Genomic DNA, 23,278 nt, shown 5'->3' with positions numbered 1-23,278 from the left:
GCGCGCTGCATGCACAGCACTCTACTCCTGGATTTCGCGAGAAATCGGTGGGGTTCGCCCTCATGTCCAATTTGTCGCCGAATTGTGCTGCCGTTTCGGCCTCGAAAATGGTGGACTGTCGTCCATGGATCCCCGAATCGCCGTGGCGAGCACGTACCTCGACGCGCTCCGTAGCCACGATGGCAGTTCCGTACCGCTGGCTCCGGACGCGGTACGTCACGAGGTCGGGTTGAAGACCGGATTTTCGGGGAATCATTTGCGGCGCAGCCTTTCCGGAGGTCCTCAGTATCGCGTGATCCGCGACATTCGTGAGGTGGAGTGGACGGTCGACGGGGACGACCTGACGGCGGACTACCTCCTTGACGCCGGGTTGTTCGGGCGCAACCTGATGACCGTTCGGGTTACCGAGACCTTCCGGATACCCGCTGACGATCACCGCATTCACCACATCACCGCGAAGATTCGACCGGCGCGCGCCAAGCACACGTGATGCGCTCGATCCGCTGGATCGTCTGTTCACTGCTGATCGTTCTCGCTGGTCTCGGTTTTGCCGGCTCGGTGCTCGCGCTGTTCGTCCACACCCAGGTGAACGACACCGACAGCTATGTCGAGTCCGTTGCCCCGCTGGCTGCCGACCCCGCTGTCCAATCGGCGGTCGTTGATCGGCTGACCGAGGAATTGACGCAGCGGTTGGACGGGTTTCCGCAGGTGGTGACGAGACAGGCCGAGAGACTTGTTCGTGAGGCCGCTCAGTCGTTGGTCTCGAGCGACCAGTTTGCGACGCTCTGGACCGCGGCCAACCGTCGAGCGCACGCGCAACTTGCCGCGATGGTGACCGGCCGAGCCGCCGACGGCATAGTTCGGGCCGACGACAGCGGAACGGTCACCGTCTCCCTCGAACCGGTCATGACGGAACTGAGGACGAACCTGCGCGATCGCGGATTCACCGTGATCGATCGCCTCCCGGCGCTCGATCCGCAGTTCGAGATCCTGCAATCCGACGAGTTGGTGCGGGCCCAGGATTTCTCGAACACTCTCGACCGAGCAGCAGCCTGGTTGCCGTGGGCGTCGGTGGCCTGCGCGATTACGGCCGTCGCAGTTGCACCGGGGCGAATGCGCGCGCTGTCCCTGGTCGGGCTGGCGACGGCGGTGGCGATGATCGCCCTGCTGGTGGCGCTGGCCGTCGTGCGTCGGGTCTATTTACAGAATTCAGACATACCGTCGTCCGAGGCGGCTGTGGCGGTGTACGACGCGCTGGCAGTTTCCCTGGTCAGCAGTATCCGCGTGCTTCTCGCCTGCGGAGTTGCCGTCGCGGTGGTCGGTTACGTTGCCGGTGGTTCGCGTTCTGCGAAGTTGATGCGAGCGCGGATCTCGCAACTGATCCCGCGCGGATCTGAGGCGAACAGCAGTACGCATCGGGAAGTCCCAGGACCACCTCGGTAAGCTCGACCTCTGGTATCTGTAAACAATTTCGACCTGGAGGTAGAAACGCGTGGCTCTCGTCGTCCAGAAGTACGGCGGATCCTCGGTGGCAACCGCCGAGCGCATCCGACGAGTCGCTGAACGGATCGTCGAGACCAAGAAGGCCGGCAATGATGTCGTCGTCGTGGTGTCAGCGATGGGCGATACCACCGATGAGCTGCTCGACCTGGCTCAGCAGGTGTGCCCTTCCCCGCCGGCCCGTGAAATGGACATGCTGCTGACCTCGGGTGAGCGCATCTCCAACTCCTTGGTAGCGATGGCAATTCACTCCCTCGGCGCCGAAGCTCGTTCGTTCTCGGGCTCACAAGCCGGAGTCATCACGACCGGCAGCCACGGAAACGCCAAGATCATCGACGTCACGCCGGGCCGTGTTCGCACCGCCCTCGACGAAGGCTCGATCGTTCTGGTCGCCGGATTCCAAGGCGTCAGCCAGGACAGCAAGGACATCACGACGCTCGGACGCGGTGGCTCCGACACCACCGCCGTCGCGTTGGCAGCTGCACTCAACGCTGACGTCTGCGAGATCTACACCGACGTCGACGGCGTCTTCTCCGCCGATCCTCGCATCGTCCCCGACGCTCACCGCCTCGAGACGGTTTCCTTCGAGGAAATGCTCGAACTCGCAGCGTGTGGTGCCAAGGTGCTCATGCTCCGGTGCGTCGAGTACGCCCGTCGTTACAACGTGCCTGTGCACGTCCGTTCGTCATACACCACCAAGCCCGGAACAATCGTGTCCGGATCGATGGAGGACATTCCTGTGGAAGAGGCCCTGATCACCGGAGTCGCGCACGATCGCGGCGAAGCCAAGATCACCGTTGTCGGATTGCCGGACACACCGGGACATGCTGCCAAGGTGTTCCGCGCTGTCTCCGATGCCGAGATCAACATCGACATGGTGCTGCAGAACATCTCCAAGGTGGAGACCAACAAGACGGACATCACCTTCACGCTGCCGACCGCCGACGGCCCCCGCGCCGTCGAGATCCTGACCAAGCGTCAGGAAGACATCGGCTTCACACAGATCTTGTTCGACGACCACATCGGCAAGGTTTCCCTGGTCGGTGCCGGAATGCGGAGCCACCCGGGCGTCACGGCCACGTTCTGTGAGGCACTGGCCAAGGCCGACATCAACATCGATCTCATCTCGACCTCCGAGATCCGCATCTCCGTGCTGGTCAAGGACACCGAACTCGACGACGCCGTGCGCGTTATCCACGCCGCTTTCGGTCTCGGCGGCGACGAAGAAGCTGTAGTACACGCAGGAACAGGACGGTAATTTCTGATGACAACAATCGCTGTTGTCGGTGCGACCGGTCAGGTCGGCATCGTCATGCGCACTCTGCTCGAAGAACGTAACTTCCCCGCGGACAAGGTGCGGTTCTTTGCATCGGCACGCTCCGCCGGTAAGAAGCTGACGTTCCGCGGCGAAGAGATCGTTGTCGAGGATGCCGAAGCAACGTCCGACGAGGATCTGAAGGGCATCGACATCGCCCTCTTCTCCGCCGGTGCGACGCTGTCTCGTGCGCAGGCTCCGCGCTTTGCCGCGGCCGGTGCGACGGTTGTCGACAACTCTTCCGCATGGCGCAAGGATCCCGAGGTTCCCCTCGTGGTCAGCGAGGTCAACCCGCAGGACACGAAGAACCTGGTCAAGGGCATCATCGCGAACCCCAACTGCACCACCATGGCAGCGATGCCGGTGCTCAAGGTTCTGCACGACGAAGCCGGTCTGCAGCGTCTGATCGTCTCCAGCTACCAGGCTGTGTCCGGTAGCGGAATCGCCGGCGTCGAGGAACTCCTCGGCCAGGTGCGCGCCGTTGTCGGTGACGCCGAGAAGTTGGTTCACGACGGCAGCGCCGTCGACTTCCCGGCCCCGAACAACTACGTCGCCCCCATCGCGTTCAACGTCCTGCCGCTGGCAGGTTCGCTGGTCGACGACGGAAGCGGCGAGACCGACGAGGATCAGAAGCTCCGTAACGAGAGCCGCAAGATCCTCGGACTTCCTGATCTGCTGGTTTCGGGCACCTGCGTGCGCGTTCCCGTCGTGACCGGACACTCGCTCGCGATCAACGCAGAGTTCGCGAACCCGCTCTCGGTCGCTCGTGCGAAGGAAATCCTCGCCGACGCTCCCGGAGTGGAGTTGGTCGAGGTTCCGACGCCGCTGGCCGCTGCCGGCGGCAACGCGTCGCTGGTCGGTCGTATCCGTCAGGATCCGGGTGTCCCGGAGGGACGCGGACTCGCGCTCTTCGTTTCGGGTGACAACCTCCGTAAGGGCGCCGCTCTCAACACGATTCAGATTGCCGAGCTGTTGGTCGGCTAGATCTTTCCTTCGGTACCGGCCCCGCACCTAGGTGTGGGGCCGGTGTCGTTTCAGCAGGAGCTCTAGTCGAGTTCGGAAATGGCGACCAGGCCGCCGAGGTACTCGGCATCCGAATACGCTTTGGCGAGAAGCACTCCGAGTTCACCAAGAGCTTCGTTGTCGCTGCCGTACGCAACAAACATGCCCGCTTCGGGATCGGTGCCGAAGCGGCCGTCCAGATGCGGTGCATCGCGGCCTACCACTGCGTGGGCGACCGACGCCCAGTCGTAGCCGGAGCCTTCGAAACCCTCTACCTGCTCGAATACCGCTGCTACCTTGCCGAAATGCTGGTCGGTGAGCATCAGTGACCAGTTGCCCGGAGACGTTTCGAAAAGCTGTAGCGGTTCGATCAATGGTGATGTCATGCGTGTATTGAAGCAGATCCGACCGACAGGTTTCAGTCGGCAGCTAACGTCCGACCGATTGGGCGAGGGCCACGGCAAAACTGGAAAGTCTTTCTCGGGTATAGGTTTCGGGGTCGCTGACGGCCAGTCGTCCGAGCATTTCGGCAAACGACATCATGGTGTGTGCGAGGAGAACCGGATCAAGGCCTTCGAGCTTCGGTTCGAGGGCAATCCCGGCACGCGCCAGTTCTTCGGCGCGGGCGAAGACAGCTCCGCGAGAGAGCTTCAGCAAGCCGTGATACTCGCTGGGGGCGTTCTCGACAGACGTCAGAATCAGGCGCCAGCGCGTCGGGTTCTCCAGTACGGCGTCGACGAAGGCGCCAACGGTTCCGGTGTATGACGCCGCTGGGCCGAGTTCGCTCAGATCCGTCGGCATGGTTTCGAGCACCTGAGCGATGGCTCGCTCGTGCTCGCGGCGCAGGAGTGCGGCGACGAGATCGGTCCTGGTATCGAAAATCGTGTAGAGGACGGGCTTGCCAACGCCGGCTTCGGCAGCGACGGATTCCATGCTGAGGTTGTGCAGGCCCACGCGGCCGGTGACCTCGAATGCTGCGTCGAGCAGCTGTTCGCGTCGTTGCTCGGGCGCCATGCGAGGGGCGTATTTGCGTCGCGGTGTATCCGTTGCGTCAGCTTGTGACCTGGTCATCGTGTGCCTCACCTCCGCTCCCACCCTAATCTGCCTGCCAATTCTTCGTGAATCATACGCAACCGTTGTATTCGTCGTCATCAATTGTTACGGTGGCGTTGTATTCGAAGAGGCGGTCAGTGAGGCGCCTCTGCCGAGATCTCTAGGAGAACAACCGCGATGACAGCGTCGACCTCTTTAGTGCCGAATGATCTGTTGCTCCATCCCTCGACTTACGATCGGCCGGAATTCGACGCGACCACGCGGAGACTGCTGGACGCGACCGTCGACTGGTTCGAGGCGCGTGGAAAGAATCGACTTCTGGCCGACTATCACGACAAGACCTTTTACTCGGACTTCCTCGACTTCGCGGCAAAGGAAGGCCTGTTCGCGACTTTCCTGACCCCCGCCCGCGACAGCGGCGGTGACTCCGACAAGCGCTGGGATACCAGCCGTATCGCCGCGCTGTCCGAGATCCTCGGTTTCTACGGACTCAACTACTGGTACCCGTGGCAGGTGACCATTCTCGGCCTGGGGCCGGTGTGGCAGAGCGACAACGAGACTGCAAGGGCGCGAGCAGCTTCCGCTTTGGCTTCCGGAGGCGTTGCGGCATTCGGATTGTCCGAGAAAGAGCACGGCGCCGACGTCTACTCCACCGACATGGTCTTGACGCCGAACGGCAGCGGCGGGTACCTGGCCAGCGGTTCGAAGTACTACATCGGAAATGGCAACTGCGCCAACACGGTCTCTGTCTTCGGTCGCGTCGACGGAGTGGAGGGCGCCGATCAGTACGTCTTCTTCTACGCCGACTCGGACCATCCGGCATTTACCGTGGTGAAGAACATCGTTCCGGCCCAGATGTACGTAGCGGAGTTCTCACTCGTCGACTATCCCGTTGCGGCAGAGGATATCCTGCATACCGGCGAGGCCGCATTCAGTGCCGCACTCAACACCGTGAACATCGGAAAATTCAACCTGTGCTTCGGCGGAATCGGTATGTCGACTCATGCCTTGTACGAGACGATTACCCACGCGCACAATCGAATCCTGTTTGGCAATCCCGTCACGGCGTTCCCACACGTACGACGTGAATTCGTCGACGCGTACGCGCGCCTGCTGGCGATGAGGCTCTTCTCGGATCGTGCGGTGGACTACTTCCGCACCGCATCGCCCGAGGACCGCCGCTACCTCTTGTTCAATCCCGTCACCAAGATGAAGGTGACAACCGAGGCACAGAAGGTGATCGGACTGCTCTCCGACATCGCTGCGGCAAAGGGCTTCGAGAAGGACAGCTACCTCGCGGTGGCCAAGATGGATGTCGACGGGCTGCCCAAGCTCGAGGGGACCGTCGCCGTCAATCTCGCCCTGATCGCCAAGTTCATGCCAGCGTACCTCTTTGCCCCCGAGTCATTTCCGGCGATTCCGACGCGTAACGACGCAGCCGACGACGAGTTCCTGTTCCGTCAGGGCCCGGCGCGGGGGTTGTCCAAAGTTCGATTCGACGACTGGCGAGCGGTGTACGCGAAGTTTGCGGATGTTCCCAACGTCGCACTGTTCGTGGAGCAGGCCGAAGCTCTCGTGACCCTCCTTGCCGAAGCTGCACCGGATGCGGCGCAGCAGGTCGACTTGGACTTCGGCCTGGCGATCACCGAACTCTTCACCCTCGTCGTCTACGGCCAGTTGATCCTCGAACAAGCCGAGATCTTGGGATTGGACGAGGGGCAGCGGAGCGATGGGGTGCTGGATCAGATCTTCGACGTCCTGGTCCGCGACTTCAGTGCTGCAGCGGTGGAGTTGCACGGAAAACCCAGCGCCAGTGAAGATCAGCAGCGGTTGGCTCTCGCATCTATTCGGCGCCCCAAATTCGCGGCCGAGCGATTCGAGTACGTCTGGCAGCAAGTAGTCGCCTTGTCTGGTGCCTACGAAATGAACGGTGCAGGGTCAACGAACGGGGAGGAATGAAATGTCTGAACTGACGATGAATCGACCGCGTGAGGATTACGGCTTCTTCGGCCCAGGATCACCCAGTTGGAAGATCTGGGCGGCTCCGACAGCATTGATCGGTTTCCAGCGGTCAGTGGTGCTCGAGCACTTCGACCCCTTCCTTGCTGCCGCGGTGGCAGATATGAGCGGGATCTACAGCGATCCCGCCGGGCGACTCGACCGAACCTTGGCGTACTTCCTGACCGTCGCCACTGCCGACGGGCGGACGGCACTGGCGTTGTCCGACCATCTCATGACGGTTCACGCTCAGGCCACGGGTATCGAACCGATCACCGGAACTCGTTACAGTGCAAACAATCCGGCGTCACAACTGTGGATCCACGTGACGGGTTGGCATTCGGTGCTCAAGTGCTACGAGATGTATGGGCCGGGCCCGCTCTCCGCCGTCGAAGAGCAGCGGTACTGGGAAGAATGCGTGATCGCTGCCGAACTGCAGACATGCAAAGCGTCCGACGTTCCGCGCTCGCGAGACGAGGTACGGGAGTACTTCGCTGAAGTCAGGCCCAGATTGTGTACCTCCGAACGTGCCAACCGGGCGATGCACTACTTGTTGAGAACGCCAAGAACGCAGGGGAAGACGAAGTTCGCGGCGTTCAGCCGATTGGTCGCGCCGGCCACTATTGCAACATTGCCGGGCTGGATGCGAACCATGGGCGGCTTCGATCAACCCGCTTTGTTGGACAGGGCAATTGCGCCCGCGGTGCGAACTGCGGTCCGGGTCGGCAGTTCACCGAAGAACATGACCACTGCTCTGAAGGTCATCGCGCCGATGACTGGCAAGGTGTTGGAGCGCCACCTGCGTGACGAGCAACCCCTCGACCCGAGAGTTGTCACCCCGGCGGAGATTCGGGAGCGATTCCCACGCGCCACCAAAGTTCCGCAAGCGGTCTGACGGAATTCACGGCTTTCGGCACCGCATCGAGATCTGCTCGATGCGGTGCTGGCCCGTGTTCTGTTGTGCCCGAGGAGTACTACCTCAGGTTTTGAAGGTGGTGTTCGCCGGCCGTGGGTGCTGGCCGGGGTCGATCGAGGGTGGTGGGATGAACCAGGGTTTGTTGTCGGTGCCTATTCGGATTTCCCATTTCCCGACGAATCCGGTTTTTCGGTGCATCAATCGATGATGCGAACGGCACAGCAGGACAAGGTTGCTCATCACGGTCGGCCCGCCGTTCGCCCAGTGCCGGATATGGTGCGCATCGGTCCAGGCCGGCTCACACGTGCAGCCCGGGAACGCGCAGCCTTTGTCCCGGGCGATCAACGCCACTCGCTGCTCCGCGGACACTAATCGTTTCCCGGGTTTCGCATCGAGCGGCGCCCCGTGACCGTCGAGCAGAACAGTCGACAGGAAACAGTCACACCCGAGGAGTCTGGTCTGCGAAACGGACAGCGGCCCCAGCCAGGGCATGTGCCCGACATCAAGATCCGACACAGCCACAGCCACTCCGTCACCAGAAGCAGCGGGTGTTGCGGCGCAGTCCCGGTGCTCCGCGAGATCGCGGGCGTTGATGTGCACGTTCACGTGCGGCCGCTGACCACCATTGACACCGGTTTTGGCGCAGTCGAGGTAACGGCGGATCAGTTCGGTGAACCCATCCGCCGTCCTCTTCGCCGCCGACCGGGCGTCGGGGGTTCCATCGGGTGCCGGGGTGGGCATCGTCAGATTCGACAGGGCGGAGAGCAGCATTTCGCCGGTGAGGGCGTCGAAATCGCCGCGCACCACCACCCGACCGTTCAACGTCGACGCGATCCGGAGCTCGTTGCGATCCACATCTTCGGCGGGTGGAATTTCATCGGATTCGAAGATTCGCTCCAAGGTCGCGATGACATTCCGCACCTTCGTGGTCGTCGCCTCCACACCGGATGCCGCAGCCAACAACAAATCGATACAGCGAGGGAGCGCTTCCTCCGGCATCCCCTTCGGTGGTGACTCGCAGAACGCCACGATCAACACGGCATGATCGAAGGAGCAGTCCCCGACATCAAAGCGAGCCGCCACTGCCGGAAACGGCCGTAGCGCAGCGCCGAGGGCGGCGATCTTCTTCCCGTCCCGGATTTGCAGCATCGTGTTTGCCGCCAACCAGGCACCGACGCCGCGGCTGGCGATCACCTGATCATCGGGACGCATCGAGAGTTCGTCGACCACTGCCACCCGCACAGCCTCGAGACGAAGAATCTCCGCACTCGCCGACACCGCAGCAGCACGCAACTCAGAAGCCGTCAACTGCCACAGTCGTCCGCGCAACCCCACCGCAGAACCCGACACCACATCCGACAACAAGACGCTCATTGAATCCCCCGATCCCCTACACACAAGAATACTCGAACATTCGTTCGAGTCAAGAGTGTTTTCGAATCCTCGATTCGATCCCGTCAAGGAGGATCTGTAGGCCCTGAGTAAATGACTCTTCGGTTTCTCGTTCGAGATAGAAGTCGCCGCCCGGTACCGGTGGGGCCTCCCGACCCAACTGCATCGTGTGGGGGAAGTCGTCCGCGAAATCCGGTGCAGCATCGGCCAGTGCAGCAGAAGACTCTGCCCACCAATGAAATTCGGAATCTCCGATGGTCGAGGCGCTCCGGATCTCAGCTAGGGTCCGCGCGGACCCCCGGATGAAATGGAAAATCATGCTCACCGATCTGCGGATGATCGGAGCGTCGAGACCCGTGGAGTAGAGAATGGACAGGAGTGATTCGAGTCCTGCCTGCTCGTGCGGACCCAGGACGGGGCGCGCCAACGAGACATCCAATGTCCACGGATGGCGTGTATGTAGGGCGAAGAGTGCGGCGGCCCAGTCGGACAGTGCCATGCGCCAGTCGCCGGTGTCTGCGATCGGCGGTAGCTCGGCATGCACCCGGTCGTACATCAGGTCCAGTAGTTCATCCTTTCCCGGTATGTAGGTGTACAGAGACATCGCAGTGCGGCCGAGGTGGTCGCCGATCATGCGCATCGACAACGGTGTCGTGGGGTTGGCGTCGGCGACTTCGATCGCGGCGTCAACAACTGAGTCCGTGGACAGCGCGGGCTTCGGTCCTCGGCGGCCGGAAGGCGTCTCGGGTTGACGCCACAGAAGTGAAATCGTGCGTGCGATATCGCGTCGGCCTGCCTGTTTATTCATCTTGTCGCTTTCGTGGAGTCGCGCTATTCTTAATTACTTTACAGTGTAAAGATTTGGGAGTGGGCATGGTTGAGGCAAGACTTCACGACGGGACAACTATCGATGTCGAGGTTCTCGGACATGGCCCCGCCGTGCTGATGCCCGTGAATCCGATTTCGGCTGCCGGCATCAAGGCTGACGAACTGCGCGCCTGGGGCGTTGACCCCTCGCTCGGTCGAACATTCATGGAAGGGTTGGCGTCGAACTTCACTGTGGTTGCCTTCGACTACGAAGGGCACCGGATGGCGTCGCCCGCTCCGGACACGCTCACTCCCGACAACATCACGTCCGACATTCTGGCTGTGGCGAATTCGGCTGGGATCGACCAGTTCGCCTACTACGGATACTCCTGGCTGGCTCTGTGCGGATTGCAGTTGGCGCTGCGCACCGATCGTCTGACCGCACTGGTCATGGGTGGTTTCCCGCCGGTGGATGGGCCGTACAAGGCGATGCTCCAGGTTACCGAAGCTACACACCGCATGACGAGTGAACCGCCCCAGCGCACATCGCAACCCACGGCATCATCAGACGAGTTCGATTGGAACTCCATCGACATTGCGTTGACCGGAGCGCAGACCCGGCAGTTCGTGACGCTGTACCGCGCACTTGGTGAATTCGACGATCGAACAATTCAAGGGCGCATCCTTTGTCCGCGAATGTGTTTCGTCGGTTCGCAAGACGTCATCGAATACGGTGACCGATGGGGTGGGGTACGGGTCGCGCCGGCCGATCTCGACCTCGACGCCGCTCGGTCAGCAGGGTGGGATATCGAGGTACTCGACGGTCTGGATCACACGCAGGCAATGCAACCGGCTCATGTTCTACCCATTCTCAAACCTTGGTTGGAGAAGGTGGTCGGTGTTTGACCGTGCGAGCACACGGGTAACCCGCTCCGGATGCCGTCAGCGTGAGGGGGCCGTGAGTGGACGAGTCACACAAGATCCGTCGACGATCGTTTGTTCAAGGGCTTGGCTTGCTGGCCGGCCTGAGTGCATTGTCCGCTGGATCAGCGACAGCTCGACCCCCTGACATCGATCCGCTACGCCCATTCCAACTTCCGTCACCCCGGCTGGAACCGTTTCGGGAGACCCTTCCTGTCCTGCCGGGCATTTCGGGTGGCAACCTGGAGCTTCGCGCGGCTTCGTCGATGCACCGTTTCCATCCGGACCTACCGTCGTCGCCGTCGCTGGGTTACGGCGGAATGGATTATCTGGGCCCCACCATCGAAGCTCACGTCGATCAGCTCGTCACAGTCCGATATGCCAATGACATTTCTGCGTATCCGCTTGCCGCGGATGTCGATCCGGGTCTGCACGGCGTCAGCGACCTCGACCGCACACAGGTCCCCACCTCGCTTCACCTGCACGGAGGAGTTACTGCACCACAGTTCGACGGACATCCGGAGTTGATCCAGCGTCCGGGCGAAGGTTTGGTCCACGAATACACGAATGGTCGTGCCGCCGGCAATCTCTGGTACCACGATCACGCCATGGGAATGACGCGCCTCAACGTCTACGCCGGATTGGTCGGGATGTATTTTCTCCGTGACGACGTTGACACGGGCGCCGCCGGGAATTCTCTCGGCCTGCCGACCGGTGAGTTCGAACTCCCGATGATTCTGCAGGACAAGGTATTCACTTCCGACGGTCAGCAGAGTGTCCGTTCCACGTGGCTCACTCCGCAAGGTTCATGGGATCCAGCGACCCCCGGTGACGTTGGCGTGGTGAACGGCGTCGTGTGGCCGAAAGTGGAGGTTGCCCGCGGCCTGTATCGATTGCGACTGCTCAACGCCGCAACCTATTCGGTGTGGAATCTGCATTTCGCAAATCGTATGCGGTTCTGGGTGATCGGGTCCGAAGGCGGTTTACTGGCCGCTCCGGCGCCGACGGATCACGTCCGGTTGAGTCCGGGTGAACGCGCTGATCTGCTGGTCGACTTCAGTATGCTCGAGCCGGGCACGACGGTGGAATTTCGCAACGACGAACCGGTACCCCTTGCGGTGGCTCAACGCGGCACGCAGGTGATGCCGGTGTTCTGTCGGTTCGACGTGGGCAGCGCAAAGGGATTCACCGGCTCGATCCCGCAGCAGCTGAATTCCGTTGCCGCCGAACCGGCGTCCCCGGATGTGGTGCGAAATCTCACGATCATGCAGCTGTCGCGTCCGTCGGACTACCCGTCGATCACTATGTCGCTCAACAATTTGAGGTTCACCGATTCGGATATCGAACTGCCACGTCAGGGGGCCGTCGAGCAATGGAATCTGATCAACATCACCACGGAACCACATCCGATTCATCTGCACCTGGTGGCGTTCCGCGTTGTGGGACGCCAGAGCCTCGACACTGCAGCACTGATGCAGCGGTATCCGGTGCCTGACTTGGGGGTCCGGTGGACGCCGTCGGCGGAGGAATTCGTGACCTCTTCGCTGCGGCCTCCCGAAGTGTGGGAAACGGGGGAGAAGGACACGGTCATCGTGGATGCCAACTCGATCACCCGCGTGATCGTGCGCTTTCCGATGGCCGACGAGTTGGGCTTCGATCCGGATGCAACTTTCGCGAGAGGTTCCATGGCAGATCACTCGGCGCACGGAGAAGCTGGCATGGGGGACTTGCAGGGGTACGTCTGGCACTGCCACATGCTCGATCACGAAGACCACGACATGATGTTGCGATACCGGGTGGTGACGTAGCCTTCAAAGGGAGAAAAGTTCCCAGAGGAGGCAGCTGTGTCGGAAGGTGCGCCCACCGGGCCCCTGGACGGATATCGGGTGATTGAACTCGGAACCTTGATCGCCGGGCCCTTCGCCGGGAAATTGCTCGGCGACATGGGAGCCGACGTGATCAAGATCGAATCACCGGACCGCCCAGACCCGCTTCGTACCTGGGGTCAGGCAGAGCAGGACGGTCATCGATTCTTCTGGACGGTTCACGCCCGCAACAAGCGGTGTGTGACGTTGGACCTTCGCGTCGACGCGGGCCGCGACCTGTTTCTGAATCTGATCGAACATGCCGACGTGGTGGTCGAGAACTTCCGGCCGGGCACCCTCGAGAAGTGGGGTCTGGGATTCGACGTGCTCAGCGCGCGCAATCCGAAGTTGGTGTTGGCCAGGGTATCCGGCTACGGGCAGAGCGGACCGCAAGCCAAGAGCGCCGGCTACGCCTCGGTTGCCGAAGCAGTCAGCGGATTTCGGCATCTGAACGGTTATCCAGGGCAGGCACCCCCGCGTATTGCCCTTTCACTCGGAGATTCTCTCGGTGGAATGTTCGCCGTTCAGGGAGTGCTGGCGGCGTTGCTCTCGCGAGAGCGGACCGGCCGTGGTCAGGTGGTCGACGTCGCCCTCACGGAATCCTGTCTGGCGGTGCAGGAATCCACGATCCCGGACTACGATCGGGGCGGGATCATCCGGCAGCCCTCGGGAACGAGGTTGGAGGGTATCGCACCGTCCAACATCTACCAGACCTCTGAAGGAAACTGGGTGGTGATCGCGGCCAATCAGGACACGCTCTTCGTGCGTCTGTGCACCATCATGGGTCGACCGGAACTAGCGCAAGACGACCGATTTTCCAATCATGTTGCGCGTGGCAAACATCAGGACGAGCTCGACGAATTGATCAGCGCCTGGGTTGCGCTCCAAGATCCCACCAGTCTCGTGGAACGCCTCACCGAAGTGGGAGTTGTTGCCGGGCCGATCAATACGGTTGAAGATGTGGTCAAGGATCCGCAGCTGATCGAACGGGGGATGCTCGTCGACCACTACGACGAGCGGATCGGGGAAAACGTCCTCGGCCTGGGCGTCGTGCCTACATTCAGTGAGACACCCGGATCCGTGCGCAACGCGGGAGCAGCGTCGCCGGGGTACGACAACGCTTCGGTCTGGGGTGGGCTCCTCGGACTCTCGGGCGACGAGCAGACAGAACTGAAGAAGAAGGGCGTGATCTGACGTGTCGGTACCTGAAGCAGGTGTTCCCGCGGTCAGCATTCGTGAAGTCGGGCCACGGGATGGGTTGCAGATCGAAGACCCGGTCTCGCTGGCGGAGAAACTTCGTCTTGTCGAAGCTCTGGCTGCGACAGGTGTTTCGCGCATCGAGGCGACGTCGTTCGTGTCACCGCGTGCGGTGCCGGCACTGGCCGACGCGGAGTTGTTGGCCGCAGAGTTACACCAGTGGCCAGGCATCGAGTTCTCGGCATTGGTCGCCGGAATCGGTGGAGCGAAACGGGCCGTTGCTGCAGGAATGAAAACCGTCGAATATGTTGTGTCGGCATCGAATAGCCACAGCGAGGCCAATACTCGGTCGACGACGGAGCAAGCGACCGAACGTATCGGAGAGGTCGTCCGGATCGTCCACGAGGCTGGTGGACGGGTGGAGGTCATCGTGGCCACAGCCTGGGACTGTCCGTTCGACGGTCCAACCGATCCGGACCGTGTTCTGCGGATTGCGGAGCAGGCCAAAGAGTTCGGCGCTGATCAGTTCTCGATCGCGGATACCATCGGCACTGCCACACCGGGACGCGTCGGACGGTTGATCGACGCTGTCGGCGAAAGAGTGGGTGACTTCGGCTTGGGCGTGCACTTCCACAACACGCGTGGCGCTGGTCTTGCCAGTGCGTTGGCGGCTGTGCAGCACGGAGTTCGAAACCTGGATGCGTCCACCGGTGGCCTGGGCGGTTGCCCGTTTGCTCCTGGTGCCAGTGGCAATATCGCGACTGAGGAACTGGTCTACATGCTCGAAGACATGGGCATTGCGACAGGTATCGACCTGGATGCGAGCATTCGTGCCGCTGCCGTTGCAGAGGAGATAGTGGGCCATACGGTTCCCAGTAATCTTCTCCGCGCCGGCGATCGGAAGCGATAGGGACCTTTACTCTTCTCGGTTGGGTGATGCCAGCTGCAGTTTGACCAGCTGCTCGTGTGCCGCCGGCGGCCAACCGATGCGCTGTTTCTCCAGATACCATGCACCGGCGGCACATGCGATCGCGAGGACGATCCAGATCGCTACGCTTCCGATCTGAGAGCCCAGGTCGCTCGATGAGGATACTTCGCCCGTGCTGTAGTCGTATTCCGTTGTCGTGGTGATTCCCTCGACTGCGAAGGTCCACAGAATCGGAAGGGCACACAGTGCGGCAAGGGCGCGTGCAACATGTGCTGGACGCAGTTCGAAGATCATTCATTTCTCCTGGTGATCGACGCGGTGAATCTCACTCTCCTCGAAAGCTATTCGGGATAGACGGCGCTGTCTGTAGTCGGATCGACGGACATGGACGAGGCGCCGAGTTCCCTCTGCTCTCCCTGCCGTAACAGCTGCATTCCGTTGTGATCGAACTCGATTCGTCGAACGTCTTCAGTGTCGACCAGCATCGTGGCCATAGCGGTGCGCCGAGGTGGAAGGATCCGAATGGTCACTTTGCCTCGCGTGATCGCGGTGAGTTCCCGGACGATGCTCGCGTGGATTCGGTCGCGCACGGCGGGGTCAGCGCCATCCATTCCGTGGTCGTCGAGCAGGACTACCTCGACGCCGCGGTTTCGAATGGCATGCACAGCATCGATGACATCTGTCTGTTGTAAGCCAGGCGCCCTCAGCGAATCTCGGAGTTGCGCCTCGAGGAGTTCGCATTCTTGCCGCTCGGCGGTTGTCAGCGGAATCCCGGAAGCGACCCGTTCGAGGAGTGGGCGCGCAAGTAGATCGAGCCTGTCGAGTTGCGCGTCGCGTTCCTCGAGAATCGCAGCGCTAGCGGATGCGGAGGCAATTCGTTGGGTGGACTGCTCCCGAAGTTCGTAGATAACCCTGGCTTGAGGACGGATGGTGTACGCGAAGAAGGTCGACATCAGAACAGGGCCCGCGTTGATGACCGTCAACGACACTCCGTACATGGCCCCCTGGCCGGTAGTGGAGGACCAGATGGCGGTCACCAACACCATGAGCCCAAGCCCGAGCCACGCGAGTGCTGTACGCCCGCGAACGCACATGAAGGTGAAAACGGCCGTAGACATCCCGAACATCCACAATTGAGTCATGTCGTTGACGGGCACTGGAACCACTGACAACACCAGGCCACTCGTGACGGCGCCGGTCAGAGACACCAGAACGCTCTGCCCCAGCGGCATCGGGTCGCCTCGGCTCAGAACGAGTGTGAAAGCCGCAGTCGAGCACACGATAATTGCCAAGACCATCGGCCAGACTGCGCGGACGTCGGAGGAGGTGTACGCGACCGAGATCACGCAGGTGAGCGCGAAGCATGCAGCCATGAATCGAGCAGCACGGCTGTGCATGCCGAGGAGATCGCGGACATCTCGTCCGTCCGGTCTGGTCATCTCATCACCGCTGCGGGCAAGCTCAGGGTCAGAGTCACCGAAGTGCCGCGGCCGGGTGACGATCGAATGGTTGCCGATCCGCCGTCGAGTTGGCGCATTCTGCCGCGGATGCTGACAGTGATTCCGAGGCGATGCGTCTCGACGGAGCTCGGATCGAAGCCGACGCCGTCGTCCGCGACGACTACTTCGAGGTGGGTGGTGGTTGCCGTGACCGTGACCGAACGCCGTGCACTGCTTCCGGCGTGCTTGACGCTGTTGCGCAGCGCCTCGGCCATCGCACCGGCCATCGCACGAATCGAGTCGGGCGCGTATCCGCTCGGATCGGACCCGACTGACAGGGCGGTCTCGAACGTGATGTTTTCGTCCACTTCCGAAGCGGCTGAACGCAACTGAGCGAGGATTCCGTCGAAGTCGAAACTCGTCTCGTGATCGGTTCCGGAGCGGAGTTCGTCAAGCCTCTCGACAGTCCTTCGTGCCTGAGCGATGACCGAGGGATCGGCATCGTTTCTCGAAGCAGCGAGCAGGGTGGACATCACGGTGTCGTGGATGAGTGCGTCGAATCTCTCGCGTTCGACGGACTTGGCCTCGGCCGCGGCGGCGCCTGCCGCAGCGGCATGAGTGGTGGCGATAGTTGCATCCAGCACTCGACCGGTACGCAAGGCCATGACGGCCGCTGCGACGAATACCGCGCAAAATGTCCAGGCGAAGGCGAGGTCGGGAACAAGCAGGTGCGTCGTGGGACTCGTCCGGATTATGTGATTGGTCAACTGTGCGAGTGTTGCCGCCACGAAAAGGTGCACGACGGCAGCGGCCGGTCGCCAAGCCGCAGCTGCCGCAAGGCTGGCGACGCCGGGGAAATTGGAAATCCACAAGGTGAAATCCGTGACGTGCTCACCATTCCAGGCCGGCCACCACAGGAGGATGACCACGACGTAGAGGAGCGCATTTGCACTCGCGGCTCGTTTCACCCACCGGGTGTCTGCGTGAAACGTCGATGCTCCCAATACCAGTCCACTACCGAAAGTTGCGACCACTGCCAGCGGGGTCCACCAAGACGCGGACATCGCAGTGGCTTCGGCAATGGCAGGGGCGAGCAATATCAGATAGCAGACATAGCCTGCGCCGATGAAACGGCCGAAGAGCCTGAGAATTTCGTCAGAAGCAGTGGCTGTTTTGTCGAAAGCAACTTTGTCGATCAGAGTTCGTCGATCGTCACTATCTGATCTTGTATCGCTCGCACGAGTAGTTCGCATTTCGTCGGTGCGTTCCTTCCAACGTCGGCATACTTCTCGCGAATCCGGGACAGGTGGGTTCCCACCGTTCCCACGCTTATGTAGAGGTTTTGAGCGACGCGGGACTTCGAATCACTCAGTAGCCATTCCCTGAGAACCTCGACTTCGCGCTCCGAAAGGTGCGGTCCGACAGGGACTTGTGTCATGCAGTTTTCCACAGTGACGGTCATGAGTTTCGTCTTTCTTTCGTCTAGCGGAATGACAGACTCCCCGACAGCGCCGTCTTCTTACCAGGTGAATGTAAGTCGAAGTTGGCCATTTTTCCCAGACATCAATTCCTCTGCCCATATTTCCAGGGGCAGCCTTAGCGAAAGCAATCGTTACCGAACTTTTTCATTACTGAAGGTCATTGTTAGTCAAGGTCAGATTTCTACCGAGATTCCTGCGTTCCGGAATCGGTAACACCCCGTCCTCGACCGCGCGTTTGTACAGATCTGTCTTTGTGGGGGCCGGCCGTCCGGCAGCCGCATATTTCTGCCTGATGCGTTGGAGGTAATCGTTGACCGTCTGCGGCGCCAAACCGGTGAGTCGCGCAACACGATCTGCCTTCTCTCCGGATGCGTAAAGTTCGAGGACCTCGAGTTGTCGAGGGCTCAGACCCACCTCGTCGAGACCTGGATCCCCGTCGATTGCGGCAGCCCACTCTGTCGTCACCACCTGCCTTCCCGACGCGGCGGCGCGTATTGCATCAATCACGACGGCAGTCGGTTCTGACTTGCGCACGACGCCCAGTACACCGGCACGGGCAGCCGAGCGAACGAGGAACGGGTTTTCCGCCCCGGTGAAGATCAATGTCTCGAGCCCCGCGGCCCGCAGTTCCTCGACGTTGCTCTTGGGTGATGAACCGTCGGCCAGTCGGAGGTCGAGAATTGCCAGATCCAAGCTGACGTTCTGAGCGAGCATCTCGGACACAGTGGTCGCGATGCACACCAACTCGATATCCGGCTCGTCCTTCAGCATCACGGACAAGCCGATAGCCACCGACTCGTGGTCTTCCACCAGTCCGACACGGCGGTGTGGAAATGCAGTTTGCTCTGGCATAGCGATTGTTTCCCTCCGCTCGATGCGAGGACGTTATCAGGCAGAGCTGACTGATCGGTATGTTACGTATCAAGATTTGAAGTCAGCCTGGACTGTTTTACGTTTCGGCTCTACAGTTGTCTTGTGACCGAGACCACTTCCGATGCGAAAGTAAGCCGTACGCAGGCCGAACGAACTGCCGTGATGCGTGGGCGCCTGCTCGACGCCGCTGTCGAATCGCTTGTCGAACTGGGCTACGCCCGGACCAGCACCCAGGAGATCGCCCGCCGCGCAGGGGTCTCGCGAGGTACGCAACTGCATCATTTTCCGACCAAGGAATCGCTGGTCGTTGCGGCCGTCGAGTATCTGGTCGACAAGCGACTGGAAGAAATCCTCACCGCTGAAGTGGATCGCGGCCGAGGTCTCGAGGTCCTGGCGGACGCGTTCTCCGGGCCACTGTTCCATGCCGCCCTCGAATTGTGGGTCGCGGCGCGAACCGATCCTGTTCTGCATGCGGCGACGGTGCCCCTCGAACGCAAGGTCAGTGAGGCACTCGAGTTCGGTAGCGCCGAGTTGTTCGGCGATCGATTCGATTCCGAGTCGGTCGAACTCACCATCGAACTCGTCCGCGGTCTTGCAGTCTCAGCCCTTTTCCGTACACCCGAAGCCGACGACGCGCTCAGAGCGCGACTGTTGCCGGCCTGGCAATCCCGAGTGGAGAAGAAGTGAAGCTTCCCGAACATGTCGAAACATTGATCGTCGGTGCCGGATTCGCCGGTATGGGCTTGGCGGCCAGAATGCTTCGTGACAACCGAACGGCGGACGTCGTGTTGATCGAGCGCGGAGCTGATATCGGTGGCACCTGGCGAGACAACACCTACCCAGGTTGTGCCTGTGACGTGCCGACGGCGCTGTACTCGTATTCTTTTGCGCCGAGCGCTGATTGGAGTCATACCTTTGCTCGTCAGCCCGAGATCTACGACTATCTGAAGAAAGTGGCCGCAGACACCGGCATCGGGGATCGCGTAATCCTGAACTGCGAACTCGAAGCCGCTGTGTGGGACGAGGATGCGGCGCTGTGGCGTGTCCGGACATCCCTGGGGTCGTTGACAGCCAAAGCGCTGGTCGCTGCGACCGGGGCGTTGTCGACACCCAAGATCCCGGATTTTCCCGGTCTCGACCAATTCTCCGGTACCACTTTCCATTCGGCGACGTGGAACCACGAACACGAACTGCGTGGTGAGCGCGTAGCCGTGATCGGAACGGGAGCGTCGGCGGTTCAGTTCGTTCCCGAAATTGCCGACCCTGCTGCCCATGTCACCGTGTTCCAGAGAACTCCGGCCTGGGTGATTCCGCGAATGGATCGCACCCTGCCTGCGGCGCAGAAGGCCGTCTACTCGCGGATTCCCGCTACGCAGAAAGTTGTTCGCGGAGCGGTTTACGGTTTTCGCGAGTTGCTCGGTGTCGCGATGTCACATGCGACGTGGGTCCTGCCGGCCTTCGAGGCGGCCGCGCGCCTCCATCTGCGCAGACAGGTGAAAGATCCGGAGTTGCGCCGGAAACTGACTCCCGATTTCACGATCGGTTGCAAGCGCATGCTTCTGTCCAACGACTGGTTGCGCACCCTCGACCGCGCGGACGTGAGCCTGGTCGACAGCGGGCTCGTCTCGGTCACCGAGGGCGGGGTGGTCGACGGGCACGGAGTCGAGCACAAGGTCGACACCATCATCTTCGCCACGGGGTTCACGCCGACGGAACCGCCTGTGGCGCATCTGATCACCGGAAAACGTGGCGAAACGCTGGCCGCGCATTGGAACGGTAGCCCCAATGCCTACAAGGGCACTGCGGTCAGCGGGTTCCCGAATCTGTTCCTCATGTACGGTCCGAACACCAACCTCGGACACAGTTCGATCGTGTACATGCTCGAGTCCCAGGCCGAGTACGTCAACGACGCGTTGAACACCATGAAACGTGAGCGACTGGACGCTCTTGATGTCAACGAGTCGGTACAGGTGCACTACAACAAGGGAATTCAGCACGAGTTGCAGCACACGGTGTGGAACAAGGGCGGATGCTCGAGTTGGTACATCGATCCGGAGGGGCGCAACTCGGTGCAGTGGCCGACGTTCACATTCAAATTCCGTTCGCTGCTGGAGCATTTCGATCGTGAGAACTACTCCGCTCGCAAGATCGAAAGCGTCCAGGCATGACCACGACGCACTACGACGTGGTGGTAATCGGATCGGGATTCGGTGGCAGTGTCGCCGCTCTTCGCCTGACGGAGAAGGGCTACCGTGTCGGGGTGCTCGAAGCCGGTCGACGGTTTGCCGACGACGAGTTGCCCGAAACCAGTTGGCGGATGCGAAAGTACCTGTGGGCGCCGTGGATCGGATGTTATGGGGTTCAGCGTATCCACCTTCTTCCGGACGTACTCGTGATGGCGGGAGCCGGCGTCGGGGGCGGATCGTTGAACTACGCCAACACGTTGTATCAGCCACCCATGCGGTTCTTCGAAGACCGTCAGTGGGCGCACATCACGGACTGGCACGACGAACTGGCGCCGTACTACGACCAGGCCAAACGGATGTTGGGTGTTCGCACCAATCCGTCCTTCACTCCGGCCGATGCGGTGATGAAAGACGTAGCCGAAGAGATGGGCGTGGGGGAGACCTTCACGTCCACCCCCGTCGGTGTTTTCTTCGGGGAGGCAGGAGTTTCCGTGCCGGACCCGTTCTTCGGCGGAAAAGGGCCCGAACGCGCCGGTTGCACCGAATGCGGGGGATGCATGACCGGGTGCCGAGTCGGGGCGAAGAACACGCTGGTCAAGAACTACCTCCATCTCGCCGAGCAAGCGGGCGCCAGGGTTCATCCGCTCACGACCGTCACCGAACTTCGGCCGAGCGCAAGCGGTGGTTATCACCTGCTCGCGAGGCGAACGGACGGCGTCCGCCGGCGAGAAGTTCGGTTCACCGCCGATCAGGTGGTGGTAGCCGCCGGAACCTATGGAACGGCGAGACTGCTGCTCGGGATGAAGGAATCCGGTGCACTGCCTGACCTGTCGGACACTCTCGGCACCGTAGTACGTACCAATTCCGAAGCCGTACTGGCCGCAACGTCGAAGTCGCGTCGACGGAACTTCACGCAGGGCGTAGCGATCACATCGTCCTTTCATCCGGATGATCACACGCACATCGAGCCGGTGCGATACGGCAAGGGCAGCAATGCAATAGGACTTCTGCAGACCGTCCTGAGTGACGGCGGCGGGCGAACTCCCCGGGTGCTGAAGACTCTGGCGGTCGCGGCACGGCACCCCGGTGCGTTCTTCCGGTCCTTGTCGGTACGGAACTGGTCCGAGCGAACCGTCATCGCGCTGGTGATGCAGACCGACGACAACTCCCTCGAGCTTTCCAAGAACACCAAACGATTCGGGCGTTCCCTCACCAGTAGGCCGGGACCGGGTGATCCACCTCCCCAGTGGATTCCGCAGGGCCATACAGCTATTCGCAAGGTCGCCGAGAAGATCGACGGTGACCCGGGCGGTTCCATCGCCGAGATCGTGAATATCCCGATGACGGCGCACTTTCTGGGTGGCTGCGCAATCGGTGACAGCGCGGCGAGTGGCGTCGTGGATCCGTATCTCCGTGCTTACGGACATGCCGGCCTGCACGTCATGGACGGTTCGGTGGTGAGCGCGAATCTCGGCGTGAATCCTTCCCTGACCATCACTGCGCAGGCGGAACGAGCGTGCGCGATGTGGCCGAACAAAGGTGCCGCAGACGCCCGCCCGAAGACCGGCGAACCATACGTACGTATCGATCCGACGTTGCCGTCCAACCCGGTGGTGCCGACGCATGCACCAGGTGCTTTGCGGCTTCCCCTGACCGTTCGAGCTGAGAAGGTGTCCGATGTGGAGCGTGCCTGAATCGACAAGTGACCGCGTCGACTGGCCGGTGAGCGATCCGCCGCCGTGGCCTGCTTCCGTTCGCGCAACACTGTGGTGGCACCGCAGTACGCAGGCGGCGCGGGAACTCGGGCCAGACGATCGAACGATTCCGGTGACGGTGGCCATGATGGTGGACTACCTCGATTCGCCGGTCGGCCCGTATCGCGAGATCCTCGCCAGTCCGGTCTTGCATGCGCCAGGGAAACGGATCGGGCCTATGCCGCGGATGGCGGTCCCTTTCATCGCGGTGGATTCGGAACCGTCGGTGCACGGCGGGCGAGTCCACTGGCAATTGCCCAAGGTTCTGGCCGAGTTCGACGGAGACGTGCAGCAGAAATTCATTGCAACCGGCGACGAATGGCGGGTGCGTTCGGACACGCGGATGCTCGGGCCGCGTCTGCCGATTGCCGGGGCGTTGGGATTTGCGCAGCCGGAATCCGGTGGAGGTCTGGCGATCGCGTCGGCCAGGCTGACGGGGTCGTTCCGATATGCGCGCGTGAGCGTCGAGGCAGAGGGGCCGACACTGCCGAACTGGTTGGCATCGGGCACTCATCACGGCGTCGTGATTCTGGGCGGAAAAATGACTACGGGAGCAGCCAAGCACCGGTAACAGGGTTTTGACCTGCGAAAGAACGAGCAAGGCCGCCCAGTCGGTGATTGGGCGGCCTTGCTCGTGTTGTGTAAATAAGT

Annotated in this window: 23 protein-coding genes; 14 read left to right on the top strand and 9 right to left on the bottom strand. The window is 61.4% G+C overall.

From position 1 onward, the window contains the following. The first annotated feature begins 124 nt into the window (after positions 1-124). Genes EEB12_RS13065 through EEB12_RS13050 form a run of 4 tightly spaced genes read left to right on the top strand, consistent with a single transcriptional unit; the run spans position 125 to position 3,799 of the window. Positions 125-490, top strand: a complete 366-nt coding sequence (locus EEB12_RS13065; protein ID WP_003943492.1) for a hypothetical protein — start codon at positions 125-127, stop codon at positions 488-490. Beyond that, the gene (locus EEB12_RS13060; protein WP_141487919.1) at positions 490-1,443 is read left to right on the top strand and encodes a hypothetical protein; all 954 of its coding nucleotides are present in this window, start codon (positions 490-492) and stop codon (positions 1,441-1,443) included. The genes EEB12_RS13065 and EEB12_RS13060 overlap by 1 nt, the downstream gene beginning before the upstream one ends. A 49-nt stretch (positions 1,444-1,492) precedes the next feature. Next, positions 1,493-2,758 carry an aspartate kinase gene (locus tag EEB12_RS13055; protein WP_019746567.1) on the top strand — a complete coding sequence of 422 codons (1,266 nt, stop codon included), beginning with the start codon at positions 1,493-1,495 and terminating at the stop codon, positions 2,756-2,758. Between the two features lie 6 nt (positions 2,759-2,764). After that, positions 2,765-3,799 carry an aspartate-semialdehyde dehydrogenase gene (locus tag EEB12_RS13050; protein ID WP_019746568.1) on the top strand — a complete coding sequence of 345 codons (1,035 nt, stop codon included), beginning with the start codon at positions 2,765-2,767 and terminating at the stop codon, positions 3,797-3,799. 62 nt (positions 3,800-3,861) lie between these two features. Here the strand turns inward: EEB12_RS13050 and EEB12_RS13045 are convergent, their stop codons facing one another. After that, a complete protein-coding gene (locus EEB12_RS13045) occupies positions 3,862-4,203 on the bottom strand; it encodes an Imm51 family immunity protein (protein ID WP_019746569.1) in 342 nt (113 codons plus the stop codon). A 43-nt stretch (positions 4,204-4,246) separates the two neighbouring features. Further along, entirely contained in the window at positions 4,247-4,888 is a 642-nt protein-coding gene (locus EEB12_RS13040) for a TetR/AcrR family transcriptional regulator (RefSeq protein ID WP_020905924.1), read from the bottom strand. 159 nt (positions 4,889-5,047) lie between these two features. On the opposite strand from EEB12_RS13040, the gene EEB12_RS13035 reads away from it, so the two are divergent. Then, on the top strand, positions 5,048-6,829 hold the full coding sequence (locus EEB12_RS13035; RefSeq protein WP_181447629.1) for an acyl-CoA dehydrogenase: 1,782 nt from the start codon (positions 5,048-5,050) through the stop codon (positions 6,827-6,829). Between the two features lies 1 nt (position 6,830). Further along, entirely contained in the window at positions 6,831-7,763 is a 933-nt protein-coding gene (locus EEB12_RS13030; protein ID WP_141487918.1) for an oxygenase MpaB family protein, read from the top strand. An 84-nt stretch (positions 7,764-7,847) separates the two neighbouring features. Here EEB12_RS13030 and EEB12_RS13025 read toward each other — a convergent pair whose 3' ends face one another. Both EEB12_RS13025 and EEB12_RS13020 read right to left on the bottom strand, forming a co-directional pair. Then, positions 7,848-9,158: an HNH endonuclease signature motif containing protein gene (locus tag EEB12_RS13025; protein WP_141487917.1), complete on the bottom strand. Its 1,311-nt coding sequence runs from the start codon at positions 9,156-9,158 to the stop codon at positions 7,848-7,850. A 49-nt stretch (positions 9,159-9,207) separates the two neighbouring features. Next, a complete protein-coding gene (locus EEB12_RS13020; protein ID WP_042950467.1) occupies positions 9,208-9,984 on the bottom strand; it encodes a TetR/AcrR family transcriptional regulator in 777 nt (258 codons plus the stop codon). Between the two features lie 65 nt (positions 9,985-10,049). Here EEB12_RS13020 and EEB12_RS13015 point away from each other — a divergent pair, with 65 nt between their 5' ends. From EEB12_RS13015 to EEB12_RS13000, 4 genes are read left to right on the top strand one after another with little or no spacing between them, the layout of a single operon-like run. Next, a complete protein-coding gene (locus tag EEB12_RS13015; RefSeq protein ID WP_141487916.1) occupies positions 10,050-10,889 on the top strand; it encodes an alpha/beta fold hydrolase in 840 nt (279 codons plus the stop codon). Positions 10,890-10,945: 56 nt separating this feature from the next. Continuing rightward, complete coding sequence (locus EEB12_RS13010; RefSeq protein ID WP_141487915.1) at positions 10,946-12,712, top strand: multicopper oxidase family protein; 1,767 nt, start codon at positions 10,946-10,948, stop codon at positions 12,710-12,712. Positions 12,713-12,748: 36 nt separating this feature from the next. Next, positions 12,749-13,963 carry a CaiB/BaiF CoA transferase family protein gene (locus EEB12_RS13005; protein WP_019746577.1) on the top strand — a complete coding sequence of 405 codons (1,215 nt, stop codon included), beginning with the start codon at positions 12,749-12,751 and terminating at the stop codon, positions 13,961-13,963. Between the two features lies 1 nt (position 13,964). Next, positions 13,965-14,876, top strand: a complete 912-nt coding sequence (locus EEB12_RS13000; protein ID WP_019746578.1) for a hydroxymethylglutaryl-CoA lyase — start codon at positions 13,965-13,967, stop codon at positions 14,874-14,876. Between the two features lie 6 nt (positions 14,877-14,882). Here EEB12_RS13000 and EEB12_RS12995 read toward each other — a convergent pair whose 3' ends face one another. The 5 genes from EEB12_RS12995 to EEB12_RS12975 all read right to left on the bottom strand — a co-directional run bounded on the left by EEB12_RS12995 (position 14,883) and on the right by EEB12_RS12975 (position 18,666). Continuing rightward, positions 14,883-15,188, bottom strand: coding sequence for a hypothetical protein (locus EEB12_RS12995; RefSeq protein ID WP_019746579.1), 306 nt, complete (start codon positions 15,186-15,188; stop codon positions 14,883-14,885). A gap of 47 nt (positions 15,189-15,235) precedes the next feature. Further along, entirely contained in the window at positions 15,236-16,333 is a 1,098-nt protein-coding gene (locus EEB12_RS12990) for a hypothetical protein (protein ID WP_141487914.1), read from the bottom strand. Continuing rightward, a complete protein-coding gene (locus EEB12_RS12985; protein ID WP_046379749.1) occupies positions 16,330-17,397 on the bottom strand; it encodes a sensor histidine kinase in 1,068 nt (355 codons plus the stop codon). The genes EEB12_RS12990 and EEB12_RS12985 overlap by 4 nt, the downstream gene beginning before the upstream one ends. 131 nt (positions 17,398-17,528) lie before the next feature. Beyond that, complete coding sequence (locus EEB12_RS12980) at positions 17,529-17,771, bottom strand: LuxR C-terminal-related transcriptional regulator (protein ID WP_141487913.1); 243 nt, start codon at positions 17,769-17,771, stop codon at positions 17,529-17,531. Positions 17,772-17,961: 190 nt separating this feature from the next. Continuing rightward, positions 17,962-18,666, bottom strand: coding sequence for a LuxR C-terminal-related transcriptional regulator (locus EEB12_RS12975; RefSeq protein ID WP_019746583.1), 705 nt, complete (start codon positions 18,664-18,666; stop codon positions 17,962-17,964). Positions 18,667-18,849: 183 nt separating this feature from the next. Between EEB12_RS12975 and EEB12_RS12970 the strand changes: the two genes are divergently transcribed. Genes EEB12_RS12970 through EEB12_RS12955 form a run of 4 tightly spaced genes read left to right on the top strand, consistent with a single transcriptional unit; the run spans position 18,850 to position 23,198 of the window. Next, positions 18,850-19,374 carry a TetR/AcrR family transcriptional regulator gene (locus tag EEB12_RS12970; protein ID WP_257207300.1) on the top strand — a complete coding sequence of 175 codons (525 nt, stop codon included), beginning with the start codon at positions 18,850-18,852 and terminating at the stop codon, positions 19,372-19,374. Beyond that, on the top strand, positions 19,371-20,855 hold the full coding sequence (locus tag EEB12_RS12965; RefSeq protein WP_141487911.1) for a flavin-containing monooxygenase: 1,485 nt from the start codon (positions 19,371-19,373) through the stop codon (positions 20,853-20,855). The genes EEB12_RS12970 and EEB12_RS12965 overlap by 4 nt, the downstream gene beginning before the upstream one ends. Then, the gene (locus EEB12_RS12960; RefSeq protein WP_141487910.1) at positions 20,852-22,567 is read left to right on the top strand and encodes a GMC oxidoreductase; all 1,716 of its coding nucleotides are present in this window, start codon (positions 20,852-20,854) and stop codon (positions 22,565-22,567) included. Before EEB12_RS12965 ends, EEB12_RS12960 begins: the two co-directional genes overlap by 4 nt. Beyond that, on the top strand, positions 22,551-23,198 hold the full coding sequence (locus EEB12_RS12955) for a hypothetical protein (RefSeq protein WP_141487909.1): 648 nt from the start codon (positions 22,551-22,553) through the stop codon (positions 23,196-23,198). The genes EEB12_RS12960 and EEB12_RS12955 overlap by 17 nt, the downstream gene beginning before the upstream one ends. Positions 23,199-23,278: the final 80 nt, after the last annotated feature.

This window comes from Rhodococcus sp. WS1, from assembly GCF_003797745.1.
In the GTDB taxonomy this organism is placed as follows: domain Bacteria; phylum Actinomycetota; class Actinomycetes; order Mycobacteriales; family Mycobacteriaceae; genus Rhodococcus_F; species Rhodococcus_F erythropolis.
This window is presented reverse-complemented; position numbering and strand designations above follow the sequence as displayed.